This is a genomic window from Bradyrhizobium sp. 482_C4_N1_8, from assembly GCF_052075965.1.
In the GTDB taxonomy this organism is placed as follows: Bacteria; Pseudomonadota; Alphaproteobacteria; order Rhizobiales; family Xanthobacteraceae; genus Bradyrhizobium; species Bradyrhizobium barranii.
On the sequence record NZ_CP197231.1, the window covers coordinates 1,890,068 to 1,913,275 of the forward strand.

24 protein-coding genes and 1 riboswitch are annotated in these 23,208 nt (G+C 63.8%); of the genes, 6 read left to right on the plus strand and 18 right to left on the minus strand.

What is annotated here, in order from left to right:
* Nucleotides 1–62 precede the first annotated feature (62 nt).
* The 3 genes from AB7Z56_RS08915 to AB7Z56_RS08925 form a co-directional block, all read right to left on the minus strand.
* The gene (locus AB7Z56_RS08915; protein ID WP_063981486.1) at nucleotides 63–764 is read right to left on the minus strand and encodes a glutathione S-transferase family protein; all 702 of its coding nucleotides are present in this window, start codon (nucleotides 762–764) and stop codon (nucleotides 63–65) included.
* Between the two features lie 11 nt (nucleotides 765–775).
* Nucleotides 776–1,168 (minus strand): hypothetical protein, encoded by a 393-nt coding sequence (locus tag AB7Z56_RS08920; protein WP_063981487.1) that lies wholly within the window; start codon nucleotides 1,166–1,168, stop codon nucleotides 776–778.
* Between the two features lie 192 nt (nucleotides 1,169–1,360).
* Entirely contained in the window at nucleotides 1,361–2,011 is a 651-nt protein-coding gene (locus AB7Z56_RS08925) for a glutathione S-transferase family protein (RefSeq protein WP_063981488.1), read from the minus strand.
* Nucleotides 2,012–2,177: 166 nt separating this feature from the next.
* Between AB7Z56_RS08925 and AB7Z56_RS08930 the strand changes: the two genes are divergently transcribed.
* Both AB7Z56_RS08930 and AB7Z56_RS08935 read left to right on the plus strand, forming a co-directional pair.
* Nucleotides 2,178–2,615, plus strand: a complete 438-nt coding sequence (locus AB7Z56_RS08930) for a VOC family protein (protein ID WP_063986137.1) — start codon at nucleotides 2,178–2,180, stop codon at nucleotides 2,613–2,615.
* A gap of 190 nt (nucleotides 2,616–2,805) precedes the next feature.
* Nucleotides 2,806–3,534, plus strand: a complete 729-nt coding sequence (locus tag AB7Z56_RS08935) for an SDR family oxidoreductase (RefSeq protein WP_283017513.1) — start codon at nucleotides 2,806–2,808, stop codon at nucleotides 3,532–3,534.
* A gap of 191 nt (nucleotides 3,535–3,725) precedes the next feature.
* On the opposite strand, the gene AB7Z56_RS08940 is transcribed toward AB7Z56_RS08935, so the two are convergent.
* A complete protein-coding gene (locus tag AB7Z56_RS08940; RefSeq protein ID WP_063981489.1) occupies nucleotides 3,726–4,238 on the minus strand; it encodes a mismatch-specific DNA-glycosylase in 513 nt (170 codons plus the stop codon).
* Between the two features lie 71 nt (nucleotides 4,239–4,309).
* Between AB7Z56_RS08940 and AB7Z56_RS08945 the strand changes: the two genes are divergently transcribed.
* Nucleotides 4,310–5,545 (plus strand): Swt1 family HEPN domain-containing protein, encoded by a 1,236-nt coding sequence (locus AB7Z56_RS08945; RefSeq protein ID WP_354095471.1) that lies wholly within the window; start codon nucleotides 4,310–4,312, stop codon nucleotides 5,543–5,545.
* 84 nt (nucleotides 5,546–5,629) lie between these two features.
* On the opposite strand, the gene thiC is transcribed toward AB7Z56_RS08945, so the two are convergent.
* From thiC to AB7Z56_RS08975, 6 genes are all read right to left on the minus strand, one after another.
* The gene (gene thiC / locus AB7Z56_RS08950) at nucleotides 5,630–7,528 is read right to left on the minus strand and encodes a phosphomethylpyrimidine synthase ThiC (protein WP_063981491.1); all 1,899 of its coding nucleotides are present in this window, start codon (nucleotides 7,526–7,528) and stop codon (nucleotides 5,630–5,632) included.
* A gap of 168 nt (nucleotides 7,529–7,696) precedes the next feature.
* On the minus strand, nucleotides 7,697–8,305 hold the full coding sequence (locus tag AB7Z56_RS08955; RefSeq protein WP_063981492.1) for a thiamine phosphate synthase: 609 nt from the start codon (nucleotides 8,303–8,305) through the stop codon (nucleotides 7,697–7,699).
* Nucleotides 8,292–9,074, minus strand: a complete 783-nt coding sequence (locus AB7Z56_RS08960) for a thiazole synthase (protein ID WP_063986138.1) — start codon at nucleotides 9,072–9,074, stop codon at nucleotides 8,292–8,294. The genes AB7Z56_RS08955 and AB7Z56_RS08960 overlap by 14 nt, the downstream gene beginning before the upstream one ends.
* Nucleotides 9,075–9,245: 171 nt before the next feature.
* Entirely contained in the window at nucleotides 9,246–9,443 is a 198-nt protein-coding gene (gene thiS / locus AB7Z56_RS08965; protein ID WP_063981493.1) for a sulfur carrier protein ThiS, read from the minus strand.
* Nucleotides 9,434–10,444, minus strand: a complete 1,011-nt coding sequence (locus tag AB7Z56_RS08970) for an FAD-dependent oxidoreductase (protein WP_283017510.1) — start codon at nucleotides 10,442–10,444, stop codon at nucleotides 9,434–9,436. Before AB7Z56_RS08970 ends, thiS begins: the two co-directional genes overlap by 10 nt.
* A riboswitch (TPP riboswitch) is annotated at nucleotides 10,432–10,560 on the minus strand. (Overlaps the previous gene by 13 nt.)
* A gap of 156 nt (nucleotides 10,561–10,716) precedes the next feature.
* Nucleotides 10,717–11,253 (minus strand): lytic transglycosylase domain-containing protein, encoded by a 537-nt coding sequence (locus tag AB7Z56_RS08975; protein WP_063981495.1) that lies wholly within the window; start codon nucleotides 11,251–11,253, stop codon nucleotides 10,717–10,719.
* 224 nt (nucleotides 11,254–11,477) lie between these two features.
* On the opposite strand from AB7Z56_RS08975, the gene AB7Z56_RS08980 reads away from it, so the two are divergent.
* Entirely contained in the window at nucleotides 11,478–11,678 is a 201-nt protein-coding gene (locus tag AB7Z56_RS08980) for a hypothetical protein (RefSeq protein WP_063981496.1), read from the plus strand.
* Nucleotides 11,679–11,686: 8 nt separating this feature from the next.
* On the opposite strand, the gene AB7Z56_RS08985 is transcribed toward AB7Z56_RS08980, so the two are convergent.
* Together AB7Z56_RS08985 and AB7Z56_RS08990 are read right to left on the minus strand one after the other, a co-directional pair.
* The gene (locus AB7Z56_RS08985) at nucleotides 11,687–13,015 is read right to left on the minus strand and encodes an ATP-binding protein (protein WP_063981497.1); all 1,329 of its coding nucleotides are present in this window, start codon (nucleotides 13,013–13,015) and stop codon (nucleotides 11,687–11,689) included.
* Nucleotides 13,016–13,028: 13 nt separating this feature from the next.
* Entirely contained in the window at nucleotides 13,029–13,793 is a 765-nt protein-coding gene (locus tag AB7Z56_RS08990) for a response regulator (protein WP_063981498.1), read from the minus strand.
* A gap of 180 nt (nucleotides 13,794–13,973) precedes the next feature.
* Between AB7Z56_RS08990 and AB7Z56_RS08995 the strand changes: the two genes are divergently transcribed.
* Together AB7Z56_RS08995 and AB7Z56_RS09000 are read left to right on the plus strand one after the other, a co-directional pair.
* Nucleotides 13,974–14,561 (plus strand): hypothetical protein, encoded by a 588-nt coding sequence (locus AB7Z56_RS08995; protein ID WP_063981499.1) that lies wholly within the window; start codon nucleotides 13,974–13,976, stop codon nucleotides 14,559–14,561.
* A gap of 237 nt (nucleotides 14,562–14,798) precedes the next feature.
* The gene (locus tag AB7Z56_RS09000; protein WP_063981500.1) at nucleotides 14,799–15,332 is read left to right on the plus strand and encodes a PRC-barrel domain-containing protein; all 534 of its coding nucleotides are present in this window, start codon (nucleotides 14,799–14,801) and stop codon (nucleotides 15,330–15,332) included.
* A gap of 223 nt (nucleotides 15,333–15,555) precedes the next feature.
* Here AB7Z56_RS09000 and AB7Z56_RS09005 read toward each other — a convergent pair whose 3' ends face one another.
* From AB7Z56_RS09005 to AB7Z56_RS09030, 6 genes are all read right to left on the minus strand, one after another.
* Nucleotides 15,556–16,767, minus strand: coding sequence for an ABC transporter substrate-binding protein (locus AB7Z56_RS09005; RefSeq protein WP_028156330.1), 1,212 nt, complete (start codon nucleotides 16,765–16,767; stop codon nucleotides 15,556–15,558).
* Between the two features lie 291 nt (nucleotides 16,768–17,058).
* A complete protein-coding gene (locus AB7Z56_RS09010; RefSeq protein ID WP_063981501.1) occupies nucleotides 17,059–17,889 on the minus strand; it encodes an ABC transporter permease in 831 nt (276 codons plus the stop codon).
* Nucleotides 17,886–19,148 (minus strand): ABC transporter permease, encoded by a 1,263-nt coding sequence (locus AB7Z56_RS09015; RefSeq protein WP_441256190.1) that lies wholly within the window; start codon nucleotides 19,146–19,148, stop codon nucleotides 17,886–17,888. Before AB7Z56_RS09015 ends, AB7Z56_RS09010 begins: the two co-directional genes overlap by 4 nt.
* 22 nt (nucleotides 19,149–19,170) lie before the next feature.
* Nucleotides 19,171–20,229 (minus strand): ABC transporter substrate-binding protein, encoded by a 1,059-nt coding sequence (locus AB7Z56_RS09020; RefSeq protein WP_063981502.1) that lies wholly within the window; start codon nucleotides 20,227–20,229, stop codon nucleotides 19,171–19,173.
* A gap of 56 nt (nucleotides 20,230–20,285) precedes the next feature.
* The gene (locus tag AB7Z56_RS09025) at nucleotides 20,286–21,410 is read right to left on the minus strand and encodes an ABC transporter ATP-binding protein (protein WP_063981503.1); all 1,125 of its coding nucleotides are present in this window, start codon (nucleotides 21,408–21,410) and stop codon (nucleotides 20,286–20,288) included.
* 129 nt (nucleotides 21,411–21,539) lie between these two features.
* Nucleotides 21,540–23,108, minus strand: a complete 1,569-nt coding sequence (locus AB7Z56_RS09030) for a DUF4403 family protein (RefSeq protein ID WP_063981504.1) — start codon at nucleotides 23,106–23,108, stop codon at nucleotides 21,540–21,542.
* Between the last annotated feature and the right edge of the window lie 100 nt (nucleotides 23,109–23,208).

Below are 23,208 nucleotides of genomic sequence, written 5' to 3' on the forward strand. Positions count from 1 at the left end.
GTAACCCACCTCTTTCGTCTCCGCTGTGACAGAAGTGGTGGGTTACGCTGCGCTAACCCACCCTACGAATTACGCCCGCTCACCGCCGCATGAATCCGCTCGCAATGCGCGACGAGATTGGCGTGCGCATCGACGAAGGCCTTCAGCGGCGTCGGGATCGGAAAATAAAAGATGTTGGCGATGAAGCCGTAGATGCCGGCGTCGATGCTGGTCGGCGCCGCGCCGTGGACGAAGCCTGCCGTAGGCACGATCTCGGCCAGCACTTGCAGATCGGCAAGCCCCCGCGCGTAAGCCTGCTCGGGCGTGTAGCGGCCGATGCCCTGGAAATAATAGCGCTGCGAATTATACGCCTTCGCCTTCTCCAGTCCCTCGGCATCGAGTTGCGGATGCTGCGCGATGAAGGCGTCGCGGAATGCCGGATAGAAGCGATCGTCCTTCCAGCGCGAATACGACATCACCCAGTAGAGATCGTCCAGCATGCGGGTGACGAGATGATTGGTCCGCCGTGCGTCCGGCGACAGCGCGGCATCGATGCTCAGACGATATTTGGCGATCGCATGCGCAATGATTGTCTCGCTGTCGCCGATGGTCTCGCCGTCGTCGACGACGTAAGGCAGCTGCCCGCGCGGCGCGGCAGAGGCATCGAAGAGATGCTCGTGCACGAACGGCTGGCCTGCGAGCTTCAGGAACGCGTAGACCTTGAGGCCGTAGCCGTTGTTGTCGGCGACGCCGAACAGTTCCGGGTAGGAATAGAGCGTCAGCATGGTTGTTCCCTTCAGCGCGATGGCACCTTGGCGTGTTGCTCCGTCGTGGCCGCTTGCGCGGCCTTGCTGGCGCGGATCATCAGGAACGCGCCGGAAGAGCCAGGCAGCTGCCAGCGCCCGTCGATTTCGGTCGCCTCGGCGTTCACCGTGCCTTCGTAATGGACCGTGTCGTAGCCGTGGCCGGGCGGCTCGTAGTGTTTGACGAACGAGACCGCGTTGCCGGAGCGCTGACCCGCGATCGAGGCGTTGTGGGTGCGGAGCGGGCATCGCGGGTTCGAGCAGGGCTCGGTCACGCTTCCGGTGAGCGCGCCGCCGGTTTCGACCAGAGTTGCGGTGAAGGTGACCATTCCGGTGCTCGGTTGAATGTAGCTGCCATCCCAGACGCCGGAGAGATCGTTGCTCATGCGGTGCCTTCCTGGGATGATGCGGGCCGGTTGATATCAGGCTCTTCCATCTCAAGTCGTATCGCCGGAGCGACGGGCTGGCAACAGTCCTTGCGCATTGTGCGCAGCGTCATTCGATCGGAGGACGCCCGGCGTCGCCCGTTCGACGTATGGGATCGGAGATGTACCGGTTCTCGGTGAGAGGCGCGGCCTCTATATGCCGATCGATGCGGCGGTGAACACCGCCAGCTGCCCATCGAACGCCCGCCGGAACGCAGGCCGCGCTTCGCCGCGGGCGACGTAGGCTGAGAGGTCGGGATATTCCTCCAGCAGGCGAGATGCGTTCAACCGGCGCAGCACCGTCACCATCATGAGATCGCCTGCGCTGAACGCGCCGTCGAGCCACTCGGCCCCGCCGAGGCGACGGGACAATTCGCCCAGGCGGACACGGACGCGATCCTTCAGGACCGGCAGCCGCTCCTCGTACCAGCCCTTGTCGCGCTCGAACAGCATCGTCATCCCGAACTCGACGATCGGCGGCTCCAGCGTGTTGAGCGCGGCAAACATCCATGCGATCGCGCGGCTCCTCGCATTCGCATCTTTTGGCAACAATCCAACGTGGCGCTCGGCGATATGGAGCACGATCGCGCCCGACTCGAACAGGACGAGATCACCGTCCTCATAGGTCGGAATCTGCCCGAACGGATGCAGCGCAAGATGGGCAGGGTCCTTCATCGCCGCGAACGACACGAGGCGGACGTCGTAGGGCAGGCCCACTTCCTCCAGCGCCCAGCGAACCCGCATATCGCGCGCCTGTCCCTTGCCGCGGTCGGGCGAGTTTTCAAAGGCTGTGATGGTGGGCATCTGGCGGCTCCGGGGTGATCGGCGTTGCATTCAAAGGACGAATGGTCGGCTCGGGTTCCGACAGGGGCGCCTTAAAAAGACCAGCGCCCGTGTCGGAACACCGTCCCGCCGCTCGTCCTTGGAGCGATGGTCGCGCGTCCGGTCCAAGACGAAAGGATACAACTTCATGACGTCAATCACGCCATTCCTCTGGTTCGCCAACAATGTCCCGGAAGCCGTCGCCTTCTACAAAGCGGTGTTCCCCAACGCTGAAGTCGAGACCGTCAGCGACTTCATGGCGGTGTTCGAACTCGAAGGCCAGCGCTTCCACGCGCTCAACGGCGGCCCGCAATACCGCTTCACCGAGGCGGTCTCGTTCTTCATCAGCGTGGAGACGCAAGCCGAGGTCGACTACTTCTGGAGCCGCCTCACCGCCGACGGCGGCGAGGAATCCCGCTGCGGCTGGCTCAAGGACAAATTTGGACTGTCCTGGCAGGTGATCCCGTCGGCGCTCGGCCGCTACCTCGGCGATCCCGACCGTACCAGAGCGAACCGCGTCATGCAGGCGATGATGGAGATGCGGAAGATCGTCATCGCGGACCTCGATAGGGCGAATGCGGGGTGAGGGGCTGACGGTGTCGTAGGGTGGGCAAAGGCGTGCTCTTCGCGCGCCGTGCCCACCGTTCGTCCGGATTTGTGGAGAGATGGTGGGCATGGCGCAAGAGCGCCTTTGCCCACCCTACGAAGCCAGCGATCCGCATCGCCAATTCGTCTTGTATCGCTATACTGCCGACCATCAGCAGGATGGTGCCCCCATGGGAAACGAATTGGAAGGCAAGGTTGCTGCCGTGACCGGAGCCGCGTCGGGCATCGGGTTGGCGAGCACTGAAGCAATGCTGGCCGCGGGCGCGCGCGTGGTGATGGTCGACCGCGACGAGGCCGCGCTGAAGGCGCTCGGCAACAAGCATGGCGACGCCGTGATCCCGCTGGTCGTCGACCTCCTGGATCCCAAGGACTGCGCATCGTTGCTGCCGCGCGTCCTGGAGAAGGCAGGCCAGCTCGACATCCTGCATGCGAATGCAGGCACCTATGTCGGTGGCGATCTGGTCGATGCCGACAATATGGCCATCGACCGGATGCTGAACCTGAATGTCAACGTCGTGATGAAGAACGTGCACGACGTGCTGCCGCACATGATCGCGCGCGGGAGCGGCGACATCATCGTCACGAGTTCGCTGGCGGCGCATTTTCCGACGCCCTGGGAGCCGGTCTATGCGTCGTCCAAATGGGCGATCAACTGCTTCGTCCAGACGGTGCGGCGCCAGGTCTTCAAGCACGGCATTCGCGTCGGCTCGATCTCGCCCGGCCCGGTCGTCACCTCACTGCTCGCGGACTGGCCGCCCGAGAAGCTGCAGGAAGCCAGGGACTCGGGCAGCCTGCTGGAGGCCAGTGACGTGGCCGAAGTCGTGATGTTCATGCTGACGCGGCCGCGCGGCATGACCATTCGCGACGTGGTCATGCTGCCCACCAATTTCGATCTTTAGTGTGTAGGATGGGTAGAGCGCAGGCAACGGTGTCGTCCCGGCGAAGGCCGGGACCCATACCGCGGAATCTATCGGTTACGGCCGGTAGAAGTACCGAACCACGAGTCTTCGCCAAACCGTGGCCTGTGGTTATGGGTCCCGGCCTTCGCCGGGACGGACGGCTGAGTTTGGAGCGCCAGCGCCAATCCACACTACGCTGCGATCCAGGCAGCGAGCTCGCGCCACGGCTCCAGCGTCCAATGCCCTGACGCGGCACCGGACGGCGAGGGCAGCACGAAAACCTCCGGCAAACCTGCATCGCGCGGCTGACGCCCCAGCGCGATCCCGCTCGACGGCCTGCCGTAAAACAGGCTCGCCGCCTTCTTGCTCGTGAACGCAATCGCGCGCGGCCGATACTTTTCGATCTTGGCCCTGAACCCCGGCACGTCGATCGTTTCAGTCGCGATTTGGTAATCCATCCCGGTGCCCGACTTGGAGAGATCGGTGAAGCCGATCCCAAGCTCGATCAGCGCAGCGAACTCGCCCGGCTGATAGCGTCGCGGCGTGATGCCGGCCTCATGGATCGCGCGCCAGAAGCGGTTGCCGGGATGAGCGTAGTAGTGCCCGACCTCGGCCGAGCGCGTAGAGGCGGCGGTGCCGACGAAGACGAGAAGGAGGTTGGGACGGAGAAGGTCGGGGAGGCGGTGGGGAGCGACTTCAGGCAAACCGCGGGTCCATCTGTGATTGTGGCAAACCGTAGCAAAACTGATAGATGTAAGAGTTGAAAGAAGCACGAATGGACTTTAAGCGCCTTACCGATCGTACAAGCGCTTTGCGCTGCAAGAAGGGGGATGCCATGGACTGGAAGTCGGCAAAGGGAAAGGAAGGAGGATCCGTCGAGATACCGAAGCGCTGGCTTCTTCTGCACTACTACGAGGCCTTGAATATCTTGTTCAGGATGGAAAACGCATTGCGCGTTTTTGTCTACGTCGTTTTGAAGAATCGATACGGAGAGAAGTGGACAGAAACTGCCTTGCAAACTGTTGATGAAGAGCAATCAACAATCGCCGCCGTCGCGAGCAAGCGCGTGGCGCAGGCTAAGGGGTACGGCTATCTCGGCTATGAAGTGAGCTCTCCCTTGATGTATCTCAATAGTGGAGAGTTAACACGAATCATCACGTCGGACACCTATTGGGATCTGTTCAAGCCTCATTTCCGAGGAAAGCGGGAGATCATAAAGACAAAACTTGATGAGATTGGCACTGTACGAAATTCACTGGCGCACTTTAGGCCGGTCAAACATGACGACATCGAATTGATCAAGCAGAATGTAAATCACGTATTTGTTGGTATTGAACAATATCTAGTCGAGATGACGCAGGCAGATAGAGTGGTTCCTACGAACACTGAGGCCGAGTGGTACAGAAATCTATCTTCGATTGGATCAAGTACCTGCAAGGTGCGGCTGTTTCAGGATAGATCGGACCGCTGGATTCGGGTCGAGGTCGATTATGCTTCTGCTATCCTGCAAACTTCTAACGGCGTTCAATTCCGCAGTTTTCAGGTGACGAATCTAACTTCTCCCCAGATTGTCGAGAGCTTTCCAAAGCTGTTCGCTTTCGTGACGTTTATGACTGAGTACGTTCCGCATGTTCGAATGTCGGCGGATATAGTGCCTAGATTTGGGAAGCAGGTCTCGCTGATTTTCAGTAAAGCGATTCTCGTTGCCGCCCACGCTGAGGTGGGCAATCTCCTGAAGGAATTGTTGACAAAGATCGATACCGAAACTGAGCTGATTCAGCAGGACAACTTGGCGCGAGGGCATGTTGTCGACTCCGTTAGCGCCTGGTCGTTTGTTCAGAACGATGTATGGAGTACCAGCACGACGAACATGAAAAATGAGTTCAGGAATAGTGATCCTCCAGAGTACTGGGGTGACATGAGTTCGTATCGTGGCGACTTTATTGCTGGGGCGACAAAATATCCGTGGATGCCATCTGACATCTCAAGTGAGGAGGATTTCGTCTTTTGAGGTGGCTCGAAGGGGACGAAAAGAAGGCCGGGCTTTCGCTCGGCCTTCTGACGACAACAAAGCATATTCTCGGGTTCTTGCAGTCTAGAGCACCCGATTGCTCTCCTTCACCTTCTCCGCATCGAGATACACGCTGCTGCCCATCTCCTTGAACTTCGCGCTCATCTTGGCCATGCCGTCTTCGGCAGTGCCCTGCATCGACATGCCGATCGAATTCGGATCGTTCAGCGTCGCCGCATAATCCCGCACATCCTGGGTGATCTTCATCGAGCAGAATTTCGGCCCGCACATCGAGCAGAAATGGGCGACCTTGTGGGCTTCCTTCGGCAGGGTCTCGTCGTGGAAGTTCTTGGCGGTATCAGGATCGAGGCCGAGGTTGAACTGGTCGCTCCAGCGGAAGTCGAAACGGGCGCGGGAGAGGGCGTCGTCGCGGAGCTGGGCGGCCGGGTGGCCCTTGGCGAGATCGCTGGCGTGGGCGGCGATCTTGTAGGTGATGACGCCCACCTTGACGTCGTTACGATCGGGCAGCCCGAGATGCTCTTTCGGCGTGACGTAGCACAGCATGGCGCAGCCGAACCAGCCGATCATGGCGGCGCCGATGCCCGAGGTGATGTGGTCGTAGCCCGGCGCGATGTCGGTGGTCAGGGGCCCGAGCGTGTAGAACGGGGCTTCGCCGCACTCCTTGAGCTGCTTGTCCATGTTGATCTTGATCTTGTGCATCGGCACGTGGCCGGGGCCTTCGATCATGACCTGGCAGCCCTTGTCCCACGCGATTTTAGTCAGCTCGCCGAGCGTTTCGAGTTCGGCAAACTGTGCGCGGTCGTTGGCGTCCGCGATCGAGCCGGGACGCAGGCCGTCGCCGAGCGAGAACGAGACGTCATACTTGCGCATGAGGTCGCAGATCTCGTCGAAATGCGTATAGAGGAAGCTCTCCTTGTGATGCGCCAGGCACCACTTCGCCATGATCGAGCCGCCGCGGCTGACGATGCCGGTGACGCGGTTGGCGGTGAGGTGGATGTAGGACAGGCGCACGCCGGCGTGGATGGTGAAGTAGTCGACGCCCTGCTCGCACTGCTCGATCAGCGTGTCCTTGTAGAGCTCCCAGGTCAGCTTGACCGGATCGCCTTCGCACTTCTCCAGCGCCTGGTAAATCGGCACGGTGCCGATCGGGATCGGTGCGTTGCGCAGAATCCATTCCCGGGTGGTGTGGATGTTGCGGCCGGTGGAGAGGTCCATCACGGTGTCGGCGCCCCAGCGGATCGCCCACACCATCTTGTCGACTTCCTCTTCCACCGACGACGTCACGGCGGAGTTGCCGATATTGGCGTTGATCTTGGTGAGGAAGTTGCGGCCGATGATCATCGGCTCCAACTCAGCGTGGTTGATGTTGCAGGGGATGATGGCGCGGCCGCGCGCGATCTCGCTGCGGACGAATTCCGGGGTGATGAAGGCAGGGACTTCGGCGCCAAAGCTTTCGCCGTCGGCCAGCGCGGCCTCCGCGCGATCGAGCTGTTTTTTGCGGCCGAGGTTTTCGCGCTCGGCGACGTAGATCATTTCCTTGGTGATGATGCCGGCGCGGGCGAATTCGAGCTGGGTGATCTTGTGGCCGTCGAGGCCGCGCAGCGGCTTGTGGTGCGCGGTGAAGGCCTTTGCGGCATGCGAGGCGCCGACGTTGCCATTGTCCTCCGGCTTGATATCGCGGCCCTGATACTCCTCGACGCCGCCTCGCTCCTTGACCCAGGCGAGACGGTTGCGCGACAGGCCGGCGTTGACGTCGATGGTGACGGTCGGGTCGGTGTAGGGGCCCGAGGTGTCATAGACCGGCAGGTTCGGCTCGCCGGCACCTTCGGAGAGGATGATCTCGCGCAGCGGCACGCGGATGTCGGGCGCAGCGTCCGGAGACGCGAAGATTTTTCGCGACGAGGGCAGCGGGCCGGTGGTGACGGCGGGGACGGTCTTTTCGGGGTTGGAGCGGATGTTCATGGGATCCTCCGGTTTAATTCTGTTGTGCGTGCGTTTGAGCGACGGCGGTGAATTCTTGCTCCGTCATTGCGAGGAGCCCTTGCGACGAAGCAATCCAGACTGTCTCTGCGGAGAGACTCTGGATTGCTTCGCTTCGCTCGCAATGACGGGTGGAGAGAGCGATGCGCATCATGCCGCCTCCAGCGATAGGCCGAGCCACTGCCGCACCCGCGCGTCCGGGTCGGCGTTTTGCGTGACGTCGCTGACGACGGCGATGGAATCGGCGCCGGCGGCAAAAATCTCCGCGGCGTGCTCGAATTTGATGCCGCCGATCGCGACCAGCGGGATGCTGCCGATCCGCTTCTTCCATTCCGTGATCTTTGGAATGCCCTGCGGTTCGAAGCGCATCGATTTCAGCGTGGTGAAGAAGATCGGACCGAGCGCGACATAGTCGGGCTCTGCGGCAAGCGCGGTCTCGAGCTCCGCGTCGTCATGGGTGGAGACGCCAAGCGACAGGCCGGCCTCGCGGATGGCCTTGAGGTCCGCGTCCGCCAGGTCCTCCTGGCCGAGATGCAGATATTTTGCGCCGGCGACGACGGCCGCGCGCCAATAGTCGTTCACGACCAGCTTGGCCTGCGTGTCCTCAGTGATCGCCAGCGCGTCGGTGACGATCTGGAGCGCGTCGGCGTCGTTGAGGTCTTTCGCGCGCAACTGGATGGTGCCGACGCCGAGCTTGGTCAGGCGTTCGACCCATTTGAGGCTGTCGACGACGGGATAGAAGCGATCAGGATACGGCATGCCAGAATGGTGTCCCAACGACAGGGGTGGAGGGGGAGGCGAAGTCGCGGGCGTTCATCAGCCCGGCTTCGTAGGCGGTGCGGCCGGCATCACAGCCGAGACGGAAGGCGTTGGCCATCGCGACGGGATCGGCGGCTTTTGCGATGGCCGTGTTGAGCAGCACGGCGTCGTAGCCGAGCTCGAGCGCCTCGGCCGCATGTGACGGCGCGCCGATGCCGGCATCGACCACCAGCGTGATATCAGGCAGCCGTTCACGCAGCAGTTTCAGCGCGTCGCGGTTGGTGATGCCTTTGGCACTGCCGATCGGCGCGGCCCAGGGCATGACGACCTTGCAGCCGGCATCGACCAGGCGGTTCGCGACCGAGAGATCCTCGGTGCAATAGGGGAACACCTCAAAGCCGTCCTTGATCAGGATGGCGGCGGCCTCAACCAGGCCGACGACGTCGGGCTGCAGCGTGTCGTTGTCGGCGATCACTTCCAGCTTGATCCAGGACGTGCCGAACAGCTCGCGCGCGAGTTTTGCGGTGGTCACGGCCTCGCGCACGCTGCGGCAGCCGGCGGTGTTCGGCAACACGCTGACGTCGAGCTCACGGATCAGATTCCAGAACGCGTCCCCGGTCTTGCCGCCGGCGGCTTCGCGGCGCAGCGACACCGTGACGATGTTCGAGCCGGAGGCACGGATCGCCGCCTGCATGATCGCAGGCGAAGGATAGAGCGCGCTGCCGATCAGCAGGCGGGAGGGGAAGGTTTTGCCGTAGAAGGTCACCATGTCCAAGGTGTCTCCTCAAGTTCAACTGTCGTCCCCGCGAAGGCGGGGACCCATACCGCGTGATTTCTCTTGGGGCACGTGGGGAGAGACCGGCCGCCATAGCCGCTCCCTGTGGTTATGGGTCCCCGCCTTCGCGGGGACGACAAGTGGAGAGAGCGTGCCATCATCACCTCACCCTCCCTGCCGCGGCGTGATGATCTCGATCTCGTCGCCGGCCTTGAGGTGGGTCTCGGCCCAGCGGCTCTTCGGCACGACGTCGTAGTTCAGCGCGATCGCGAAATGGGTGCCCTCATAGTCGAGCTCGCTGAGCAGCGCGTCCACGCTGGCCGAGTTCACCTCGCGCTGCTCGCCGTTGACGATCACCCGCATTGCATCACCTCATTGTCGATCTGGCCGCGCTGGACGTATTGCAGCGTCAGCTCGGCGAGCGCCGGGGCGATCAGGAAGCCGTGGCGGTAGAGGCCGTTGACGGCGATCCTCTCGCCACGAATGCCGATGCGCGGCAGATTGTCGGGGAAAGCGGGCCGAAGGCCGGAGCCGAATTCGATGATCCGAGCCTCGCCGAAGGCCGGATGCACGGCATAGGCCGCGCCCAGCAGCTCCAGCGCCGAGCGCACGCTGACGCCGGTGTCCTCGGCCTCGATCGAGGTCGCGCCCAGCATGAACAGATTGTCCTCGCGCGGGATCACGTAGAGCGGCCAACGCGGATGGATCAGCCGCACCGGGCGCGCCAGCCGCACCTCGCCGGTCTCGATCAAAATCATCTCGCCCTTGACGCCGCGCAGCTCCGGCTGCTCGTCGCGCGCGCCGAGGCCGCGACAGTCGATCACGATGCCGTCGAGGTCTTTGGCGCTGACGTCGCTATCAAACTTGATGGTGCCGCCGGCGGCGCGGATGCGCTCATGCAGCTTCGGCAGCACGCGGCGCGGCTCGACATGGCCCTCGGTCGGGAAGAACAGCGCGTCGCGGAAGCGGCCCTCCAGCGACGGCTCGAGCTCGGCAAGGCTGGCCGCATCGAGCCGGCGGTGGCCGTCGGTCATCCGGGCAAAACGCTCGAAATCGTTGCGCTCGCGCGGGTGGGCGACGACGAGCGAGCCGTTGAAGGGGGTGTCCGGCAGCTCGCGCCGCCAGATGTCCAGGGAGCGCTGGCCGAGCCTGGAGATGATGGGTTCCGCGACCTCCGCCTCGCACCAGGGCGCGAGCATCCCGCCGGCCCAATGGCTGGTGGAATCGGTCATCGCGGCGTCACCGCGCTCGTGTAGCGTCACGGCATGGCCGGCCTGCGCGAACAAAAGCGCCTGCCAGGCACCTGCAATGCCTGCGCCGATGATGGATACCGGGGAATCCGATCGCTTGGTGGTCTGCAACATCCCTGTCCCTTCGCCGGCATGACCCGGATCAGGTTCAAAGGGTCACCGCGGTCCTGGGCCTTCTGACCCATTTAGCGGTATCTCAGCTCCTCCTCGGAGCACCCCTCGGAACGGCTCTAATGTATGCCAGCGGGACGGGGTGGTCAACGCGCTAGCCACAGGGCTGACATTCCGGCGCGGTCCGCCGGACCGAACCCCGGGTGCGCAATTGCGCACCGGGGAAGCTCGAGATTCCGGGCTCGATGCTTCGCATCGCCCCGGAATGACGCTGGCTAGTGGTTGGGAACCTCCTGCGCCCGCGCATTGCTGACGCGCTGGGCCAGCTTCTTATGCGGCGCCATCCCGAGCATCGGCTGCGGATTGCCGTTCGGCTCGAGCCAGGTGTCGTTGCTGGCCTGCTGCACCATTTCCTGGCGCTGCCGCTTTGCAACGTAGTAATAGCCGCCCGCGAAATAACGCACGGCTCGGGCGTGGTCGCCATTGGCGGCGCGATAGGCGCCGGCGAGGTATTTGACGGCGTAGGTGAGGTTGGTGTTGGGATCGCGCAGGCCGGCGGCGTCGCCGGTGTAGCCGACCCCGCGGGCGGTCGCGAGCTTGATCTGCATCAGGCCGATGGTGCCGCCGCGACCGATCAGGCCGGGCTGATAGCGGCTCTCGCGCATGATGACGCGATGCACCAGCGCTTCCGGCACGCCGTTGGCGCGGGCATGGGCCGCGACCATCTCGGCATACTCGGCTTCGCCCGCGAATGCGGCCTGCGGCAACATCAGCCCGGCCGCAACGAGCGCGGCAATACGCAAAATTTTCATTGAATTATTCCTCGGCAGAACGAACCTGCACCCGTGCGCGTTAGGCCGTGGGAACACGGCGATGATGTGGCGAAACGCCGCCAGCGGCGATTTTCGCGGGGCCGTCGTTTTTACGACTCAAACCCAGGTTAGGATTGCACTTGGCGATGTGCGTTACGCGACAGCAGGTCTGTCTATTCGTGCATTCGCCCAAAAATCGCTATTCAAAATTCGGGAGAACGTCCATGACCCGAGCAGACATCGGCGACATCCCCAAGCAGAACCCCTGTGCGCAATGTGGGGCACCGATCCCGTCTCCGGACTGGATCGAGCCGGGCGAAGGCCGCGTTTCCTATCTCTGGAAATGCCACGCCTGCGGCTACCGCTTCGAGGCGGTGGCGATCTTCGAGGAGCACCCGATCGAGCATCCGCCGCTCGCCGCCTGAGGCGTGCCTTACGCCGCCCGCCGCGGCTGCTGCCACACCGGCAATTGCATCCGTACGATCAGCCCGTGCGGCGCGCGGTCGTGCAACGACAATTCGCCGCCATGAGCGATCGCGATCGCGCGCGCGATCGACAGGCCGAGCCCGAAGCCGGTGTGCTCGTCCATGGTGCGCGCGTCATCGCCGCGCGCGAACGGCTCCAGCATCTCCTGCTTGCGCGCATCCGAGATGCCGGGGCCGTCGTCCTCGACGTCGATGACGAGCGTGGTGCCGGATACGTCGAGGCGGATCGTCACTTCGGCGCCGAAGCGAACCGCGTTCTCGACGAGGTTGGTGACGCCCCGATGCAGCTCGTCGGGCCGCGCGGCGGCCGTCGCCGAAGCGGGGCCGTCATAGTGCACGACATGGCCCATGTCGCCGAACTGGTCGGCGATGACCTGGAGCGTGCTCGCGATGTCGACCAGCGTCACCGCCTCGATCTTGCGGTCGTTGCGCAGCAGCGACAACACGGATTCCAGCATCGAGCGCATCTGGTCGAGATCGATCAGCATGCGCCTGCGGTTGCCCTCGTCCTCGATGAACTCGGCGCGCAGGCGCAGCCGGGTGATCGGCGTTCGCAGGTCGTGGCTGATCGCCGCCAGCATCCGGGTGCGATCCGACATCAGCCGCGCGATCCGCTCATGCATGCGGTTGAGCGCGCGCGCGACCGAGCGGATCTCCTCCGGGCCGCGCTCGGGCAGCGGATCGGCCGCCCCGTCCAGGCTGAAATTCTCGGCGGCCCTGGCAAACGAGGACAGCGGCGCGGCCAGCGCGTAGGCCGCCCACAGGCCGAGCATCGTGACGCTGATCAGCGCGAACAGCAGCGTTATCATCCAGGGGCCGCCCCAGAACCGCGGCGGATGCGGGCCCTGCTCGACGCGACCTGCGATCACACTGCCGTCGGGAAGCTCGACCGCGACGCGGTGCACGCCGAAGTTCGGGGTCAGCGCGATCACCTCGTACTGATGGCCGAGATGCCGGCGCACGTTGCGCAGATGCGGGCCACCGCTGTCTTCGGCGACGGAGAAGGTCCCCGGCGCGAGGAGCTCGATGCCGGCATTCGGAAACGCACGCACGATATTGGCGAGGATGCGCGGCCGCTCGCTCGCATCCGTGCCGTTGAGCAGCAGGGCCGCGTCCGCAAGCTGATGGGCGGCGTCGGGCGGCGGCTCGGCCCGGTCCGGCCGGCTGATCAGGAAGCTGGCGGTGAGGATCAGATGCAGCGCGACGATCGACGCCACCACCAGCGCGGCGATCTGTCCACCGATGCTTTTGAGGTGGAAGAAGCGGAACGGCGTCATGACGACCGCTCCACTAACTGCTCAGGGTCGCCGCGACCGCTTCGTTGCCAGCTGCTTCAGTCCCGGCCGCTTCGGTTCTGGGCGTGAACAGATAGCCGCCGGAGCGCACCGTCTTGATGATGGTGGGATCGGCCGGATTGGGCTCGATCTTGCGACGGATGCGGCTGACCAGCACGTCGATCGAGCGTTCGAACGAGCCGGTGTTGCGCCCTTGCGTGAGGTCGAGCAGGCTGTCGCGCGACAGCACGCGGCCGGGCCGTTCGCAGAACGTCCGTAGCAGATCAAACTCGGCGCTGGTCACCGCGACGCGCGCGCCTTCCGGATTGCGCAATTCGCGCAGGCGCAGATCGATGCGCCAGCCCTCGAAGACGAGCGTGGAGGCGCCCTCGATCGAGCTTGCCGCCTGGGCTGCGACCTGGCGGCGTAGCACCGCGTTGATGCGCGCGAGCAGCTCGCGCGGGTTGAACGGCTTTGGCAGATAGTCGTCCGCGCCCATCTCGAGGCCGACGATGCGATCGACGTCCTCGCCGCGCGCGGTCAGCATGATGATCGGCGTCTGCGCCTCCGAGCGTACCTTGCGGCACAGGCTCAGGCCGTCCTCGCCGGGCAGCATGACGTCGAGGATGATGAGGTCGACCCTGTGATCGGCCAAGGCACGCGACATCTCCCGGCCATCGCTCACGGTGGTGACGTTGCAGGCGTTGTTGCGCAGGTACTTTGCAATCAACGTCCGGGTTTCGCGGTCGTCCTCGACGACCAGGATGTTGGGATTGGCCATGCGCTTTGTTTGTCCAAGATTCGGGCCAAAAGGCGAAGATTTTTGTTTCGGATTGTTTCTGACTGTCCGGGCGCAACAGCAGGCAATACCCGGGCAGGGAAGCGGCAAGGTCTCGTTAAGGCCGCTAACCATACCGTGGCGGTGTCGCTTACGAAACCCCGCAAAAGCCACGGAGCCATTATGACCTCGATTTCGGCGGCCTCCGCCGGTAACTACCAGTCGCCCCTGCAGCGGCTTCAGCAGCAATTGCAATCGGACGTTTCCGACGGCACGATCTCGTCGTCGGACCAGTCGGCGCTCTCGACCGCGCTGACCGACATCGACACCGCCTTGCAGTCGAGCCGATCCAGCGATCAGTCGAGTGGCACGCGTCCTTCCAAGGACGAGATGAAGTCGAAGATCGACGATCTCATCGCCAACGAAGTGTCGAACGGGACGCTGACCTCGGACCAGGCGGACGAACTGAAGAACGTGTTTCAGTCCGCTTTCGCCAAGGGGCCAGGCGGCGCCGGCGGTCCCGGTGGTCCGGGTGGTCCCGGTGGTGCGGGCGGACCGCCGCCCGGTCCGCCGCCGGATGACAGCTCGTCGGATTCGTCCTCGACGGACTCGACCAGCAGCACGTCGACCAACACGACCACGGCGGACATTCTCCAGCAATTCCTCCAGGCGCTCCAGCAGTCGCAATCGTCGAGCGCGTCCTACGGCGCCAGCGGCAGCTCATTCGGCGGTTCGGATTTCTCCGCACTTCTGATCGACTTCAAGAGCTGACCTGAGCGACGCAGGTCGGCGCGTTCCTCGCCGCGATCGTGCTTCACCCAGGGCGCATGATCGTCGGCGGGGAACTGTGCATCAGGAACGTTCCTCATCGAACGTTCCTGAGTGACGCAGGAACTTTCGTCGCAGCGCAGCGCCATCATCGCGTGACGAAATTGCCGCAGAAAAGGAACTGCGGATGATCGCCGCTGTTCTCTCCGCATAAGCTTTCTGCTGAAGGAGAGGACAACAATGTTGATGAAATCGATCGCCGCCGGCCTTGCCGGCACCGCACTGCTTGCGACCGTTGCGTTCGCGCAAAACCCGACGGCCACCACCGACAAGGCGGCGCCCGCGGCCACCACCACCACAACGACGACGACGACCGCGTCGGGCGAGTGGCGTGCCTCGAAGATGTCGGGCCTGAAGATCTACAACGACGCCAACGAGAACATTGGCTCGATCAACGACCTGCTGATGGACAAGAGCGGCAACATCAAGATTGCCGTGATCGGCGTCGGCGGCTTCCTCGGCATGGGCGAGCATCTGGTCGCCGTCCCCTACGAGAAGCTGAAGTTCGTCAACGAGGCCGTCGCCTACACCGGCACCGGCGCGAAGCCTGCGGCGACCACGACCACTGGCGCTGCGACCGGCACCGAGAAGACCACGACGACCACGACGGCTACGACCGCCTCGTCCACGTCGAAATGGTATCCGGACCACGCCGTGTTCAATGCCAGCAAGGACGAGCTGAAGAACATGCCCGAGTTCAAGTACTCGGAGTAATGCTGCTCACGTGACGGCCGAAACGAGGCGCGCCCGGTTTTCACCGGGTGCGCTGTCGTGTCTTTCGTCTTTCACCTCGCCCCGCTTGCGGGGAGAGGTCGGATTGCATCGAAGATGCAATCCGGGTGAGGGGGAGTCTCGACGAGCCCAACTGGCGCCGTCCCCGCGGAGACTCCCCCTCACCCCAATCCTCTCCCCGCAAGCGGGGAGAGGGAGAAGACGTTCAGTGCGTCACCAGCGGGCAGCCGCCCTTGTCGAGGGGACGGAAGGCTTCGTCGCCGGGGACGGTGGCGATCAGCTTGTAGAGGTCCCACTCACCCTTGGACTCCTCCGGCTTCTTCACCTCGAACAGATACATGTCGTGCACCATGCGGCCGTCGATGCGGATCTTGCCGTTCCTGGCGAAGAAGTCGTTGACCGGGGTTTTGCGCATCTGCTCCATCACCTTCGGCGCCTCGTCGGTCTTGATGGCCTCGATCGCCTTCAGATAGTGCATGGTCGCCGAGTAGAGACCGGCCTGGATCATGGTCGGCATATGACCGACCTTCTCGTTGAACCGCTTCGAGAAGGCGCGCGTCTCCTCGTTCATGTCCCAGTAGAACGCGTCGGTGACGATCAGGCCTTGCGTCGCCTTGATGCCGAGCGAATGGGTGTCGGTGATCTCCTGGAGCAGCGCGATCATCTTCTGGCCACCCTGAACGAGACCGAATTCGGCCGCCTGCTTCAGCGCGTTGGTGGTATCGCCGCCGGCATTCGCCAGCGCGACCACCTTGGCCTTGGAGGCCTGGGCCTGCAGCAGGAAGGACGAGAAGTCCGAGGAATTGAGCGGATGGCGGACCTCGCCGAGCACCTTGCCGCCGCTCTCCTTGACCACGTTGGCGGCGTCGCGCTGCAGCGCCATGCCGAAGGCGTAGTCGGCGGTGACGAAGAACCAGGTGTCCTCGCCGCGCTTCACCATCGCCTTGCCGGCGACATTCGACAGCGCATAGGTGTCGTAGGTCCAGTGCACGGTGTTGGGCGAGCAGGCGACGCCGGTGATATCCGATGACCCGCCGCCGGAGTTGATGTTGATCTTGTTCTTCTCGCGCGTCAGCGCCGAGATCGGCAGTGCCACCGAGGATGTCGGCACGTCGAAGATCGCGTCGACCTTGTCGTTGTCGTACCAGTTGCGGGCGATGTTGACGCCGACGTCGGGCTTGTTCTGGTGATCGGCGGCGACCACCTGTACCGGCTTGCCCGCGACCTTGGCGCCGTAATCGGCAACCGCCATCTCGACGGCGGCGAGCGAGCCCTTGCCGGTCGCGTCCGCATAGAGGCTCGACATGTCCGTGAGCACGCCGATCTTGACGACGTCGTCTGAGATCTGCGCGTGGGCCGTGCCTGATGTGGCGGCGAGAGCAAGACCGGCCGCGACGGCGGCGATGAGTTTTTGCATATGTTTCTCCCTGTGTTGTTGTTTGGGTTTTGTTGCGGGGACTGTTCTAGCGACAATCGGTCGCGGGGGCAAAGCCGGGGATGTGTGAGGTGGCGTGAGAAATAAGTAGGGGGCTGCGGTGTTCTTACCCTCTCCCCTTGTGGGAGAGAGTGGCTCGCCGCGTAGCGGCGAGACGGGCGAGGGGTCTCTCTCCGCACGTACCCATCTTGCATTCGTACTTGCGGAGGTAACCCCTCATCCGGCGCTTCGCGCCACCTTCTCCCACAAGGGGAGAAGGAAGAAAGACGCCTTTCAGGCGCTGCTGCCCTTGAGCCGTTCGTTGCGCCGGCGCAGGCCTTCCAAAGTCGCGAGGAGGATGACCGATACTGTCGTCAAGATCACCGCCGCCGCCGTAATGGTCGGACTGATGTTCTCGCGAATGCCGCTGAACATCTCGCGCGGCAGCGTGCGCTGCTCCGGGCCTGCCATGAACAGCACGATCACCACCTCATCGAAGCTGGTCGCGAAGGCGAACAGCGCACCCGACGCCAAGCCGGGCAGGATCAGCGGCAGGATCACGCGGCGGAACGCATAAAGCGGCGAGGCGCCGAGTGAGGCGGCGGCGCGTGCCAGATTGGTGTCGAAGCTTTGCAGCGTCGCGCCGACCGTGATCACCACAAAGGGCGTCGCCAGCGCGGTGTGGGCCAGGATCAAGCCGAGATAACTGCCGGTCAGTCCGATCGGCGCGAAGAAGAAATACAGGCCGACCGCGGTGATGACGCCGGGCACGACGACCGGCGACAGCACGAAAGCCAGCACGAGCGGTTTGAACCGGCTCTTCCACTGCGCCAGCCCCAGCGCAGCCAGCGTGCCAAGCACCATCGACAGCAGGGTCGAGGCGACGCCGATGATCATGCTGTTCTTCAGCGAATTCATCCAGCGCGGCGAATTGATGAAGTCGTCGTACCAGCGCAAGGAGAGGCCCGGCAGCGGATAGGTGAGGTACGAGCCCGAGCTGAAGGACAGCGGCATGATCGCAAGGATCGGCGCGATCAGGAAGATGAACACCAGCGTGGAGATGACGATGGTCGCGGTCCACGCGATACGCTGGCTGGGCGTGCGGAGGGAAGAATGATCGCTCAATTCTTCATTCCTCCCGTGACCTGCTGCCCCTGCACCAGCTTGCCGTAGACGAGAGCGAGCAAAAGAGTGGCCAGCAGCAGCACCGCTCCCAACGCCGAAGCAAGGCCCCAATTGGCCGTCTCGGTCGTGTAGAGCGCGATGAAGTAGCTGATCATCTGATCGGCGGCGCCGCCGACGAGGGCCGGTGTGATGTAGTAGCCGAGCGCCAGGATGAAGACGAGCAGGCTTCCCGCGCCGATGCCGGGCAGGGTCTGAGGCAGGTAGATCCGCAGGAAGGCAGTGGTCGGTGGCGCGCCGAGCGAGGCGGCGGCACGCATGTACGCAGGCGAGATCGCTTTCATGCTGCTATACAGCGGCAGGATCATGAACGGCAGGAGAACGTGGGTCATGGCCACGCAGACACCGAAGCGGTTGTAGATCAGCCGCAACGGCTCGTCGATGATGCCAAGCCAGTGCAGGCTGTCGTTCACGACGCCCTTGCTCTGCAACAAGACGATCCAGGCGCAGGTGCGGACCAGAAGCGACGTCCAGAACGGCAGCAGGACGAAGATCATCAGCAGGTTCGACCGGCCCGGCGGCAGCGTTGCCAGTAGGTAAGCGACCGGGAAGGCGAGGATCAGGCAGAGTACCGTGACGCTGAAGCTGATGAGGAAGGTGCGGGCGAAGACGTTGCGGTAGATCGCCTGGTCTGATGCGGCCGCGACGATCGCACCATCGACGTTCCGCGTCAGGTCGAGCGCCGCCAGCAGATAGAATCCGGTCACCGGGCCACCGGCATCCTTGATCGTCGTCCAGGTGGCCCGTTCGCGCCAGGCCGGGTTGATCTTGCCCAGTGTCTCCCTGGCGGTGCCGGGCTCCGGCTGCGCCTTCAGATTACGTGCCGTGCTGGTCAGGATCGTACGAAAACCGTTCAGGGCGTAATTGAGCCGCTTGGCCGCGATGGCGATGATGCCGGAAGCGCGCGCCGCCAGGATGTCGCTTGCCAGCGCTGCAAAGGCCTTTTCATCCGGCAGGTCCTTGCCTTCCCAGCTGGCGAGAGCAGCGATGGTTTGCGGCAGAACCTGACGCACCTCGCGGTCATCGACCGCGCGCCACAGCATGCCGGCGATCGGGCCTGCGAAGGTGAAGAGCAGGAAGACGAGAAGCGGCAGCACCAGCGCCAATGCCTTGACCTGACGTGTCCGCTCCGCACGCCGCAATCGGCGCTTGAGCGGCACCTCGGTCGACGCATTGGCGCCGGTCAGGAGCGAGGCCGTCATTGGTCGAGCCTGGTGGGGCGCGCTATTTCGCGGCCCATTTGTTGAAGCGCTCGGTCAGGCGGTCGATGTTCTCGAGCCAGAAGCCAACGTTGATCTCGACCGCGTTCTTGATGTTGTCAGGCGCTGTCGGCAGGTCCTTGAGAACGGCGGGCGCGAGGAGGGCGGCTGCGTCCTTGTTCGAGGTGCCATAGGCGATGTTCTGCGACAGCTTTGACTGGTTCTCCGCCTTGCCCGCGAAGTCCAGGAACTTGTAGGCCGCGTCCTTGTTCGGGCTGCCCTTCAGGATGACCCAGCTGTCGAGGGTGAAGAGCGCTCCGTCCCATACGATGCCAAAATTCTTCTTGTCGTTCTTGTTCGCGGTGTCGATGCGGCCATTGTAGACCGAGGTCATCGCCACCTCGCCGGAGGCGAGCAATTGCGGCGGCTGGGCGCCGGCCTTCCACCAGACGATGTCGCCCTTGATGGTGTCCAGCTTCTTGAACGCGCGCTCGACGCCCTCGTCGGTCGCCAGCACCTTGTAGACGTCCTTCGGTGCGACGCCGTCGGCCATGAGGGCGATCTCCAGCGTGGTCTTCGGGCCCTGACGCAAGGCGCGCTTGCCCGGAATCTTTTTGGTGTCGAAGAAGTCGGCCCAGCCGTTGGGGGCGTCCTTCAGCTTGTCCTTGTCGTAGCCGAGAACGAAATCGTAGAGGATGGCGCCGACGCCGCAGGGATTGACCGACGGCGGTATATAGGCGGCCTCGCCGCCGATTTTGGAATAATCCATCTTCTCGAACAGGCCTTCCTCGCAGCCGACCGCGAGTTCGTCGCTCTCGACCTGGACGAGGTCCCAGGTGGCGGCACCACCCTGCACCTTGGCGCGCAGCACGCCGACGCCGCCGTCCCAGGACTCGTCGTTCATCGCGACGCCGGCTGCTTTCTTGAACGGCTCGAAATAGACCCTCTTCTGGGCATCCTGATAGGCGCCGCCCCACGACACGACGGTGAGGTCACGCGCCTGCGCGACCGTGGCCAGCGCGGCGCTGGCGCTGAACGCCACGGCGAACCCCAGAGCAATCTTGCCAGTCTTGCGCTTCAGCATGGTCCTTGTTCCTTCTTCATCTGCGTTGCGTTGAGGTTGATCGATGCCGGTCCGGATCAGACGGGATCGAGGGCCAGGCAGTCCTCGGGACGGAAGGTGATGAATACGCTTTCACCAGATCTTAGACTGCCATGTCTCAATCCGTCATGCGTCCCCGGCTGAAGCTTGACCATGAACTCCCCGTTGCCGGCGACATCGAGCACGGCCAGTGCGTGGTCGCCGAGATAGATGGTGTTCTGCACCTTCGCCGGCAGCCGGTTCGGTCCCTCGCTGGAGGTGCCGTCCGGGATGATGGCGATCCGCTCCGGCCGCACCGACAGGGAGGTCGACGCGCCCGCGCCGGATACATTGACCGCCCGTGCGGTCACGGCGCCGCCACCAGCCAGCGTGACGCGGCAATAGTCCTTCTCGATCGTCTCGACGGTGCCGGACAGCACGTTGTTCTCACCGATGAAGTGAGCGACGAAGCTGTTCACCGGATGCTCGTACAGCGCGTCGGGCCGGTCGATCTGCTGCACGATGCCGTCGTTGAACACGGCGATGCGATCCGACATGGTGAGCGCTTCGCTCTGATCGTGGGTGACGTAGACGACGGTGATGCCCATCGTCTCGTGCAGCTGCTTGATTTCCAGTTGCATCTGCTCCCGCAGGCGCTTGTCGAGGGCGCCCAGGGGCTCGTCCATCAGCACGAGCTGCGGATTGAAAACCAGCGCGCGGGCCAGCGCCACGCGCTGCTGCTGACCGCCGGACAGCTGCCCGGGCCGCCGGTGCGCCAGGGTTTCCATCTTGATCATGCGCAACGCCGCGTTGACGCGTTCCTGCGCCTCGGCCTTGGCCGTGTTGCGAACGGATAGCGGGAAGGCGATATTCTCCGCGATCGTCAGGTGCGGGAACAAGGCATAGTTCTGGAACACCATGCCGATGTCGCGCTTATGCGGCGGCACGTTCTTGATCGGCCGTTCGGCGAGGTAGATTTCGCCATGGGTTGGAACCTCGAAGCCGGCCAGCATCATCAGCGTGGTCGTCTTGCCCGAGCCCGACGGACCGAGCAGGGTGACGAACTCGCCCTTCCTGATTTCGAGATCGAGGTTCTTCACCACGAGGTGCTCGCCATCGTAGGTCTTCTGAATGCCGGAAAAGCGCACCAGCGCCGGCGCAGGCGTGACCATGCCGGCTTCCATGTTGTCCTCGCGTTGTCCCCTGCAGTGCTGTCAGCACCTCGTTCGAGGTTGCGAGAAACAGCTTAGCATCCTCCGACGAGAATGCCAGCGGCGCAAGCGACGCGCGCGGGTCCGGCGAGTGAAGACGCGCTACATCCCCGACAGCTTCGTCACGTAGACGTTCAGCGAGCCGCCGGCTTCGGCGACGATGCGCAGCGTCTTGGAATCGAAGGCGATGTCGGCGAGGGTCAGGCTGTCGATCTTGGCGTCGACCTTGAGGCCATCCTCGCTCTTCTGGTAGTCGGCGATCGCGGCCGCGATCTTCTCGCGCGCATTGGCGGCGATCGGCTTCAGATCGAGCGTCGCCTTCTGCACCAAGGCCTGCTGCATCTGCGGCACCACCGCGCGTGCGGCCGCGCCGAGCAGGCCGAAGGCGGCCTCGGATTCCACCGCGAGCTGGATGTCGGCGAGCCGCAGCGTCTGCTGCGCCTGGTCGAGCATCGGCCGGCCCCAGATGTGCACGGTCGCTTCGGCGCCGAGACCGAGCCAGCTCTTCTTCTCCTTGGCACGCACCAGCAGCGAGATCAGGAGACGATCGCCTGACGGCACCACGTTGACGCCTTTCACGGTGACGTCGACCGGGCCGGAGCCGTCCTCGGGATAGGTGTGGCCGACCATCTGCGCCGCGATCAGCTTGTTGATCTCGGTGAAGGGCACGTCGATCGGCACGCCGATGTTCACGCCGGTGCCGGTCGGCGGCACGATCGAGATCTTGTCGGGGAAGGGACAGTCCGGCTTGGTCGACGTCGAGGTCACGCGCGTCTCGAGCTCAAGGCCGAGCAGCAGCGTCACGTTCTGCGCGTCGACGCGCGGCTGCGCCGCGATGGCACGGGTCGGTTTCATCTCGAGCCAGAGCGGCGGCAGCGAGGCCGAGGAGCCCGAGCCCTGCAGCGGGATCGAGCGGCAGGCCTTGGCCCATTGCAGCTTCGCATTCTCGCGCAGCGAGGGATCGTTGCGGATGCGCTCGGAGACGATGTTGATCTGCTCGCCGACATTCTTGTCGATCAGCGGCTTCACCTGCGCCGGCACGTTGACCTTGGCGCCGGAGACGTTGAGGTTGGTGTCGCCGAGATTGACCTGGGCGCCGAGATTTGGCTCGAGATGCCAATTGGCCGCGAGCTTCGGGCGCGAGGTGACGACCACGTTGCCCTTGATCTCGGCGCTGGCGTTCAAATTCTTGATGTTGACCGCGCCGATCCGTTTCGCTGCGTCGCCGCCGAGCACGCTGCCGAGCGCGTCGCCGAGCGCGCCGGTGGCTTTCGACGACAGCGAGCCCGTCACGTTCAGCTTGCCATTGAGCGGCGTCGAGATCGTCAGCACGTCCTTGTCGCCGGCAGCCGCCATCGGCCCGCGCACGGCGGACCAGCCGATGTCGGCATTCTCCAGGATCTGCGAGATTGGATTATCGGCCTTGCCGGCGAAATTGCGCGGCGCGGCTTTCTCGGCCTGTTCGCGGATCGCCGATATCGCGATCGCCACCGGCGCCACCACGATCGAACTCTTCGCGACCGGCGGCAGCGGCGGCAATTGCGCGACCGGCGGCGCAGTCGTCGCCGCGCGCGGCGACAGCCAGTCCATCGCCTTCAGGCTGACGAAAAACGACGCCGCGAGCACCGCCACGGCGATCAGGACAGTCTTCAAGTTCAGCGTCAGTCGCATCAATCCCCCAAGCCACCCAGGGTCGGAAGTCTACAGGGCAGGCGAGGGGGGCGCTAGAGCGCACCGGTGGGGTGGAATTGGGGCGAACAGATTAACGGTT

Bases quoted from the DNA above. Each gene is read 5' to 3' on its own strand.
- AB7Z56_RS08915 (WP_063981486.1), bottom strand. From the start codon at position 764: ATGCTGACGCTCTATTCCTACCCGGAACTGTTCGGCGTCGCCGACAAC.
- AB7Z56_RS08920 (WP_063981487.1), bottom strand. From the start codon at position 1,168: ATGAGCAACGATCTCTCCGGCGTCTGGGATGGCAGCTACATTCAACCG.
- AB7Z56_RS08925 (WP_063981488.1), bottom strand. From the start codon at position 2,011: ATGCCCACCATCACAGCCTTTGAAAACTCGCCCGACCGCGGCAAGGGA.
- AB7Z56_RS08930 (WP_063986137.1), top strand. From the start codon at position 2,178: ATGACGTCAATCACGCCATTCCTCTGGTTCGCCAACAATGTCCCGGAA.
- AB7Z56_RS08935 (WP_283017513.1), top strand. From the start codon at position 2,806: ATGGGAAACGAATTGGAAGGCAAGGTTGCTGCCGTGACCGGAGCCGCG.
- AB7Z56_RS08945 (WP_354095471.1), top strand. From the start codon at position 4,310: ATGGACTTTAAGCGCCTTACCGATCGTACAAGCGCTTTGCGCTGCAAG.
- thiC (WP_063981491.1), bottom strand. From the start codon at position 7,528: ATGAACATCCGCTCCAACCCCGAAAAGACCGTCCCCGCCGTCACCACC.
- AB7Z56_RS08955 (WP_063981492.1), bottom strand. From the start codon at position 8,305: ATGCCGTATCCTGATCGCTTCTATCCCGTCGTCGACAGCCTCAAATGG.
- AB7Z56_RS08960 (WP_063986138.1), bottom strand. From the start codon at position 9,074: ATGGTGACCTTCTACGGCAAAACCTTCCCCTCCCGCCTGCTGATCGGC.
- thiS (WP_063981493.1), bottom strand. From the start codon at position 9,443: ATGCGGGTGATCGTCAACGGCGAGCAGCGCGAGGTGAACTCGGCCAGC.
- AB7Z56_RS08970 (WP_283017510.1), bottom strand. From the start codon at position 10,444: ATGTTGCAGACCACCAAGCGATCGGATTCCCCGGTATCCATCATCGGC.
- AB7Z56_RS08975 (WP_063981495.1), bottom strand. From the start codon at position 11,253: ATGAAAATTTTGCGTATTGCCGCGCTCGTTGCGGCCGGGCTGATGTTG.
- AB7Z56_RS08980 (WP_063981496.1), top strand. From the start codon at position 11,478: ATGACCCGAGCAGACATCGGCGACATCCCCAAGCAGAACCCCTGTGCG.
- AB7Z56_RS08985 (WP_063981497.1), bottom strand. From the start codon at position 13,015: ATGACGCCGTTCCGCTTCTTCCACCTCAAAAGCATCGGTGGACAGATC.
- AB7Z56_RS08990 (WP_063981498.1), bottom strand. From the start codon at position 13,793: ATGGCCAATCCCAACATCCTGGTCGTCGAGGACGACCGCGAAACCCGG.
- AB7Z56_RS08995 (WP_063981499.1), top strand. From the start codon at position 13,974: ATGACCTCGATTTCGGCGGCCTCCGCCGGTAACTACCAGTCGCCCCTG.
- AB7Z56_RS09000 (WP_063981500.1), top strand. From the start codon at position 14,799: ATGTTGATGAAATCGATCGCCGCCGGCCTTGCCGGCACCGCACTGCTT.
- AB7Z56_RS09005 (WP_028156330.1), bottom strand. From the start codon at position 16,767: ATGCAAAAACTCATCGCCGCCGTCGCGGCCGGTCTTGCTCTCGCCGCC.
- AB7Z56_RS09015 (WP_441256190.1), bottom strand. From the start codon at position 19,148: ATGACGGCCTCGCTCCTGACCGGCGCCAATGCGTCGACCGAGGTGCCG.
- AB7Z56_RS09020 (WP_063981502.1), bottom strand. From the start codon at position 20,229: ATGCTGAAGCGCAAGACTGGCAAGATTGCTCTGGGGTTCGCCGTGGCG.
- AB7Z56_RS09025 (WP_063981503.1), bottom strand. From the start codon at position 21,410: ATGGAAGCCGGCATGGTCACGCCTGCGCCGGCGCTGGTGCGCTTTTCC.
- AB7Z56_RS09030 (WP_063981504.1), bottom strand. From the start codon at position 23,108: ATGCGACTGACGCTGAACTTGAAGACTGTCCTGATCGCCGTGGCGGTG.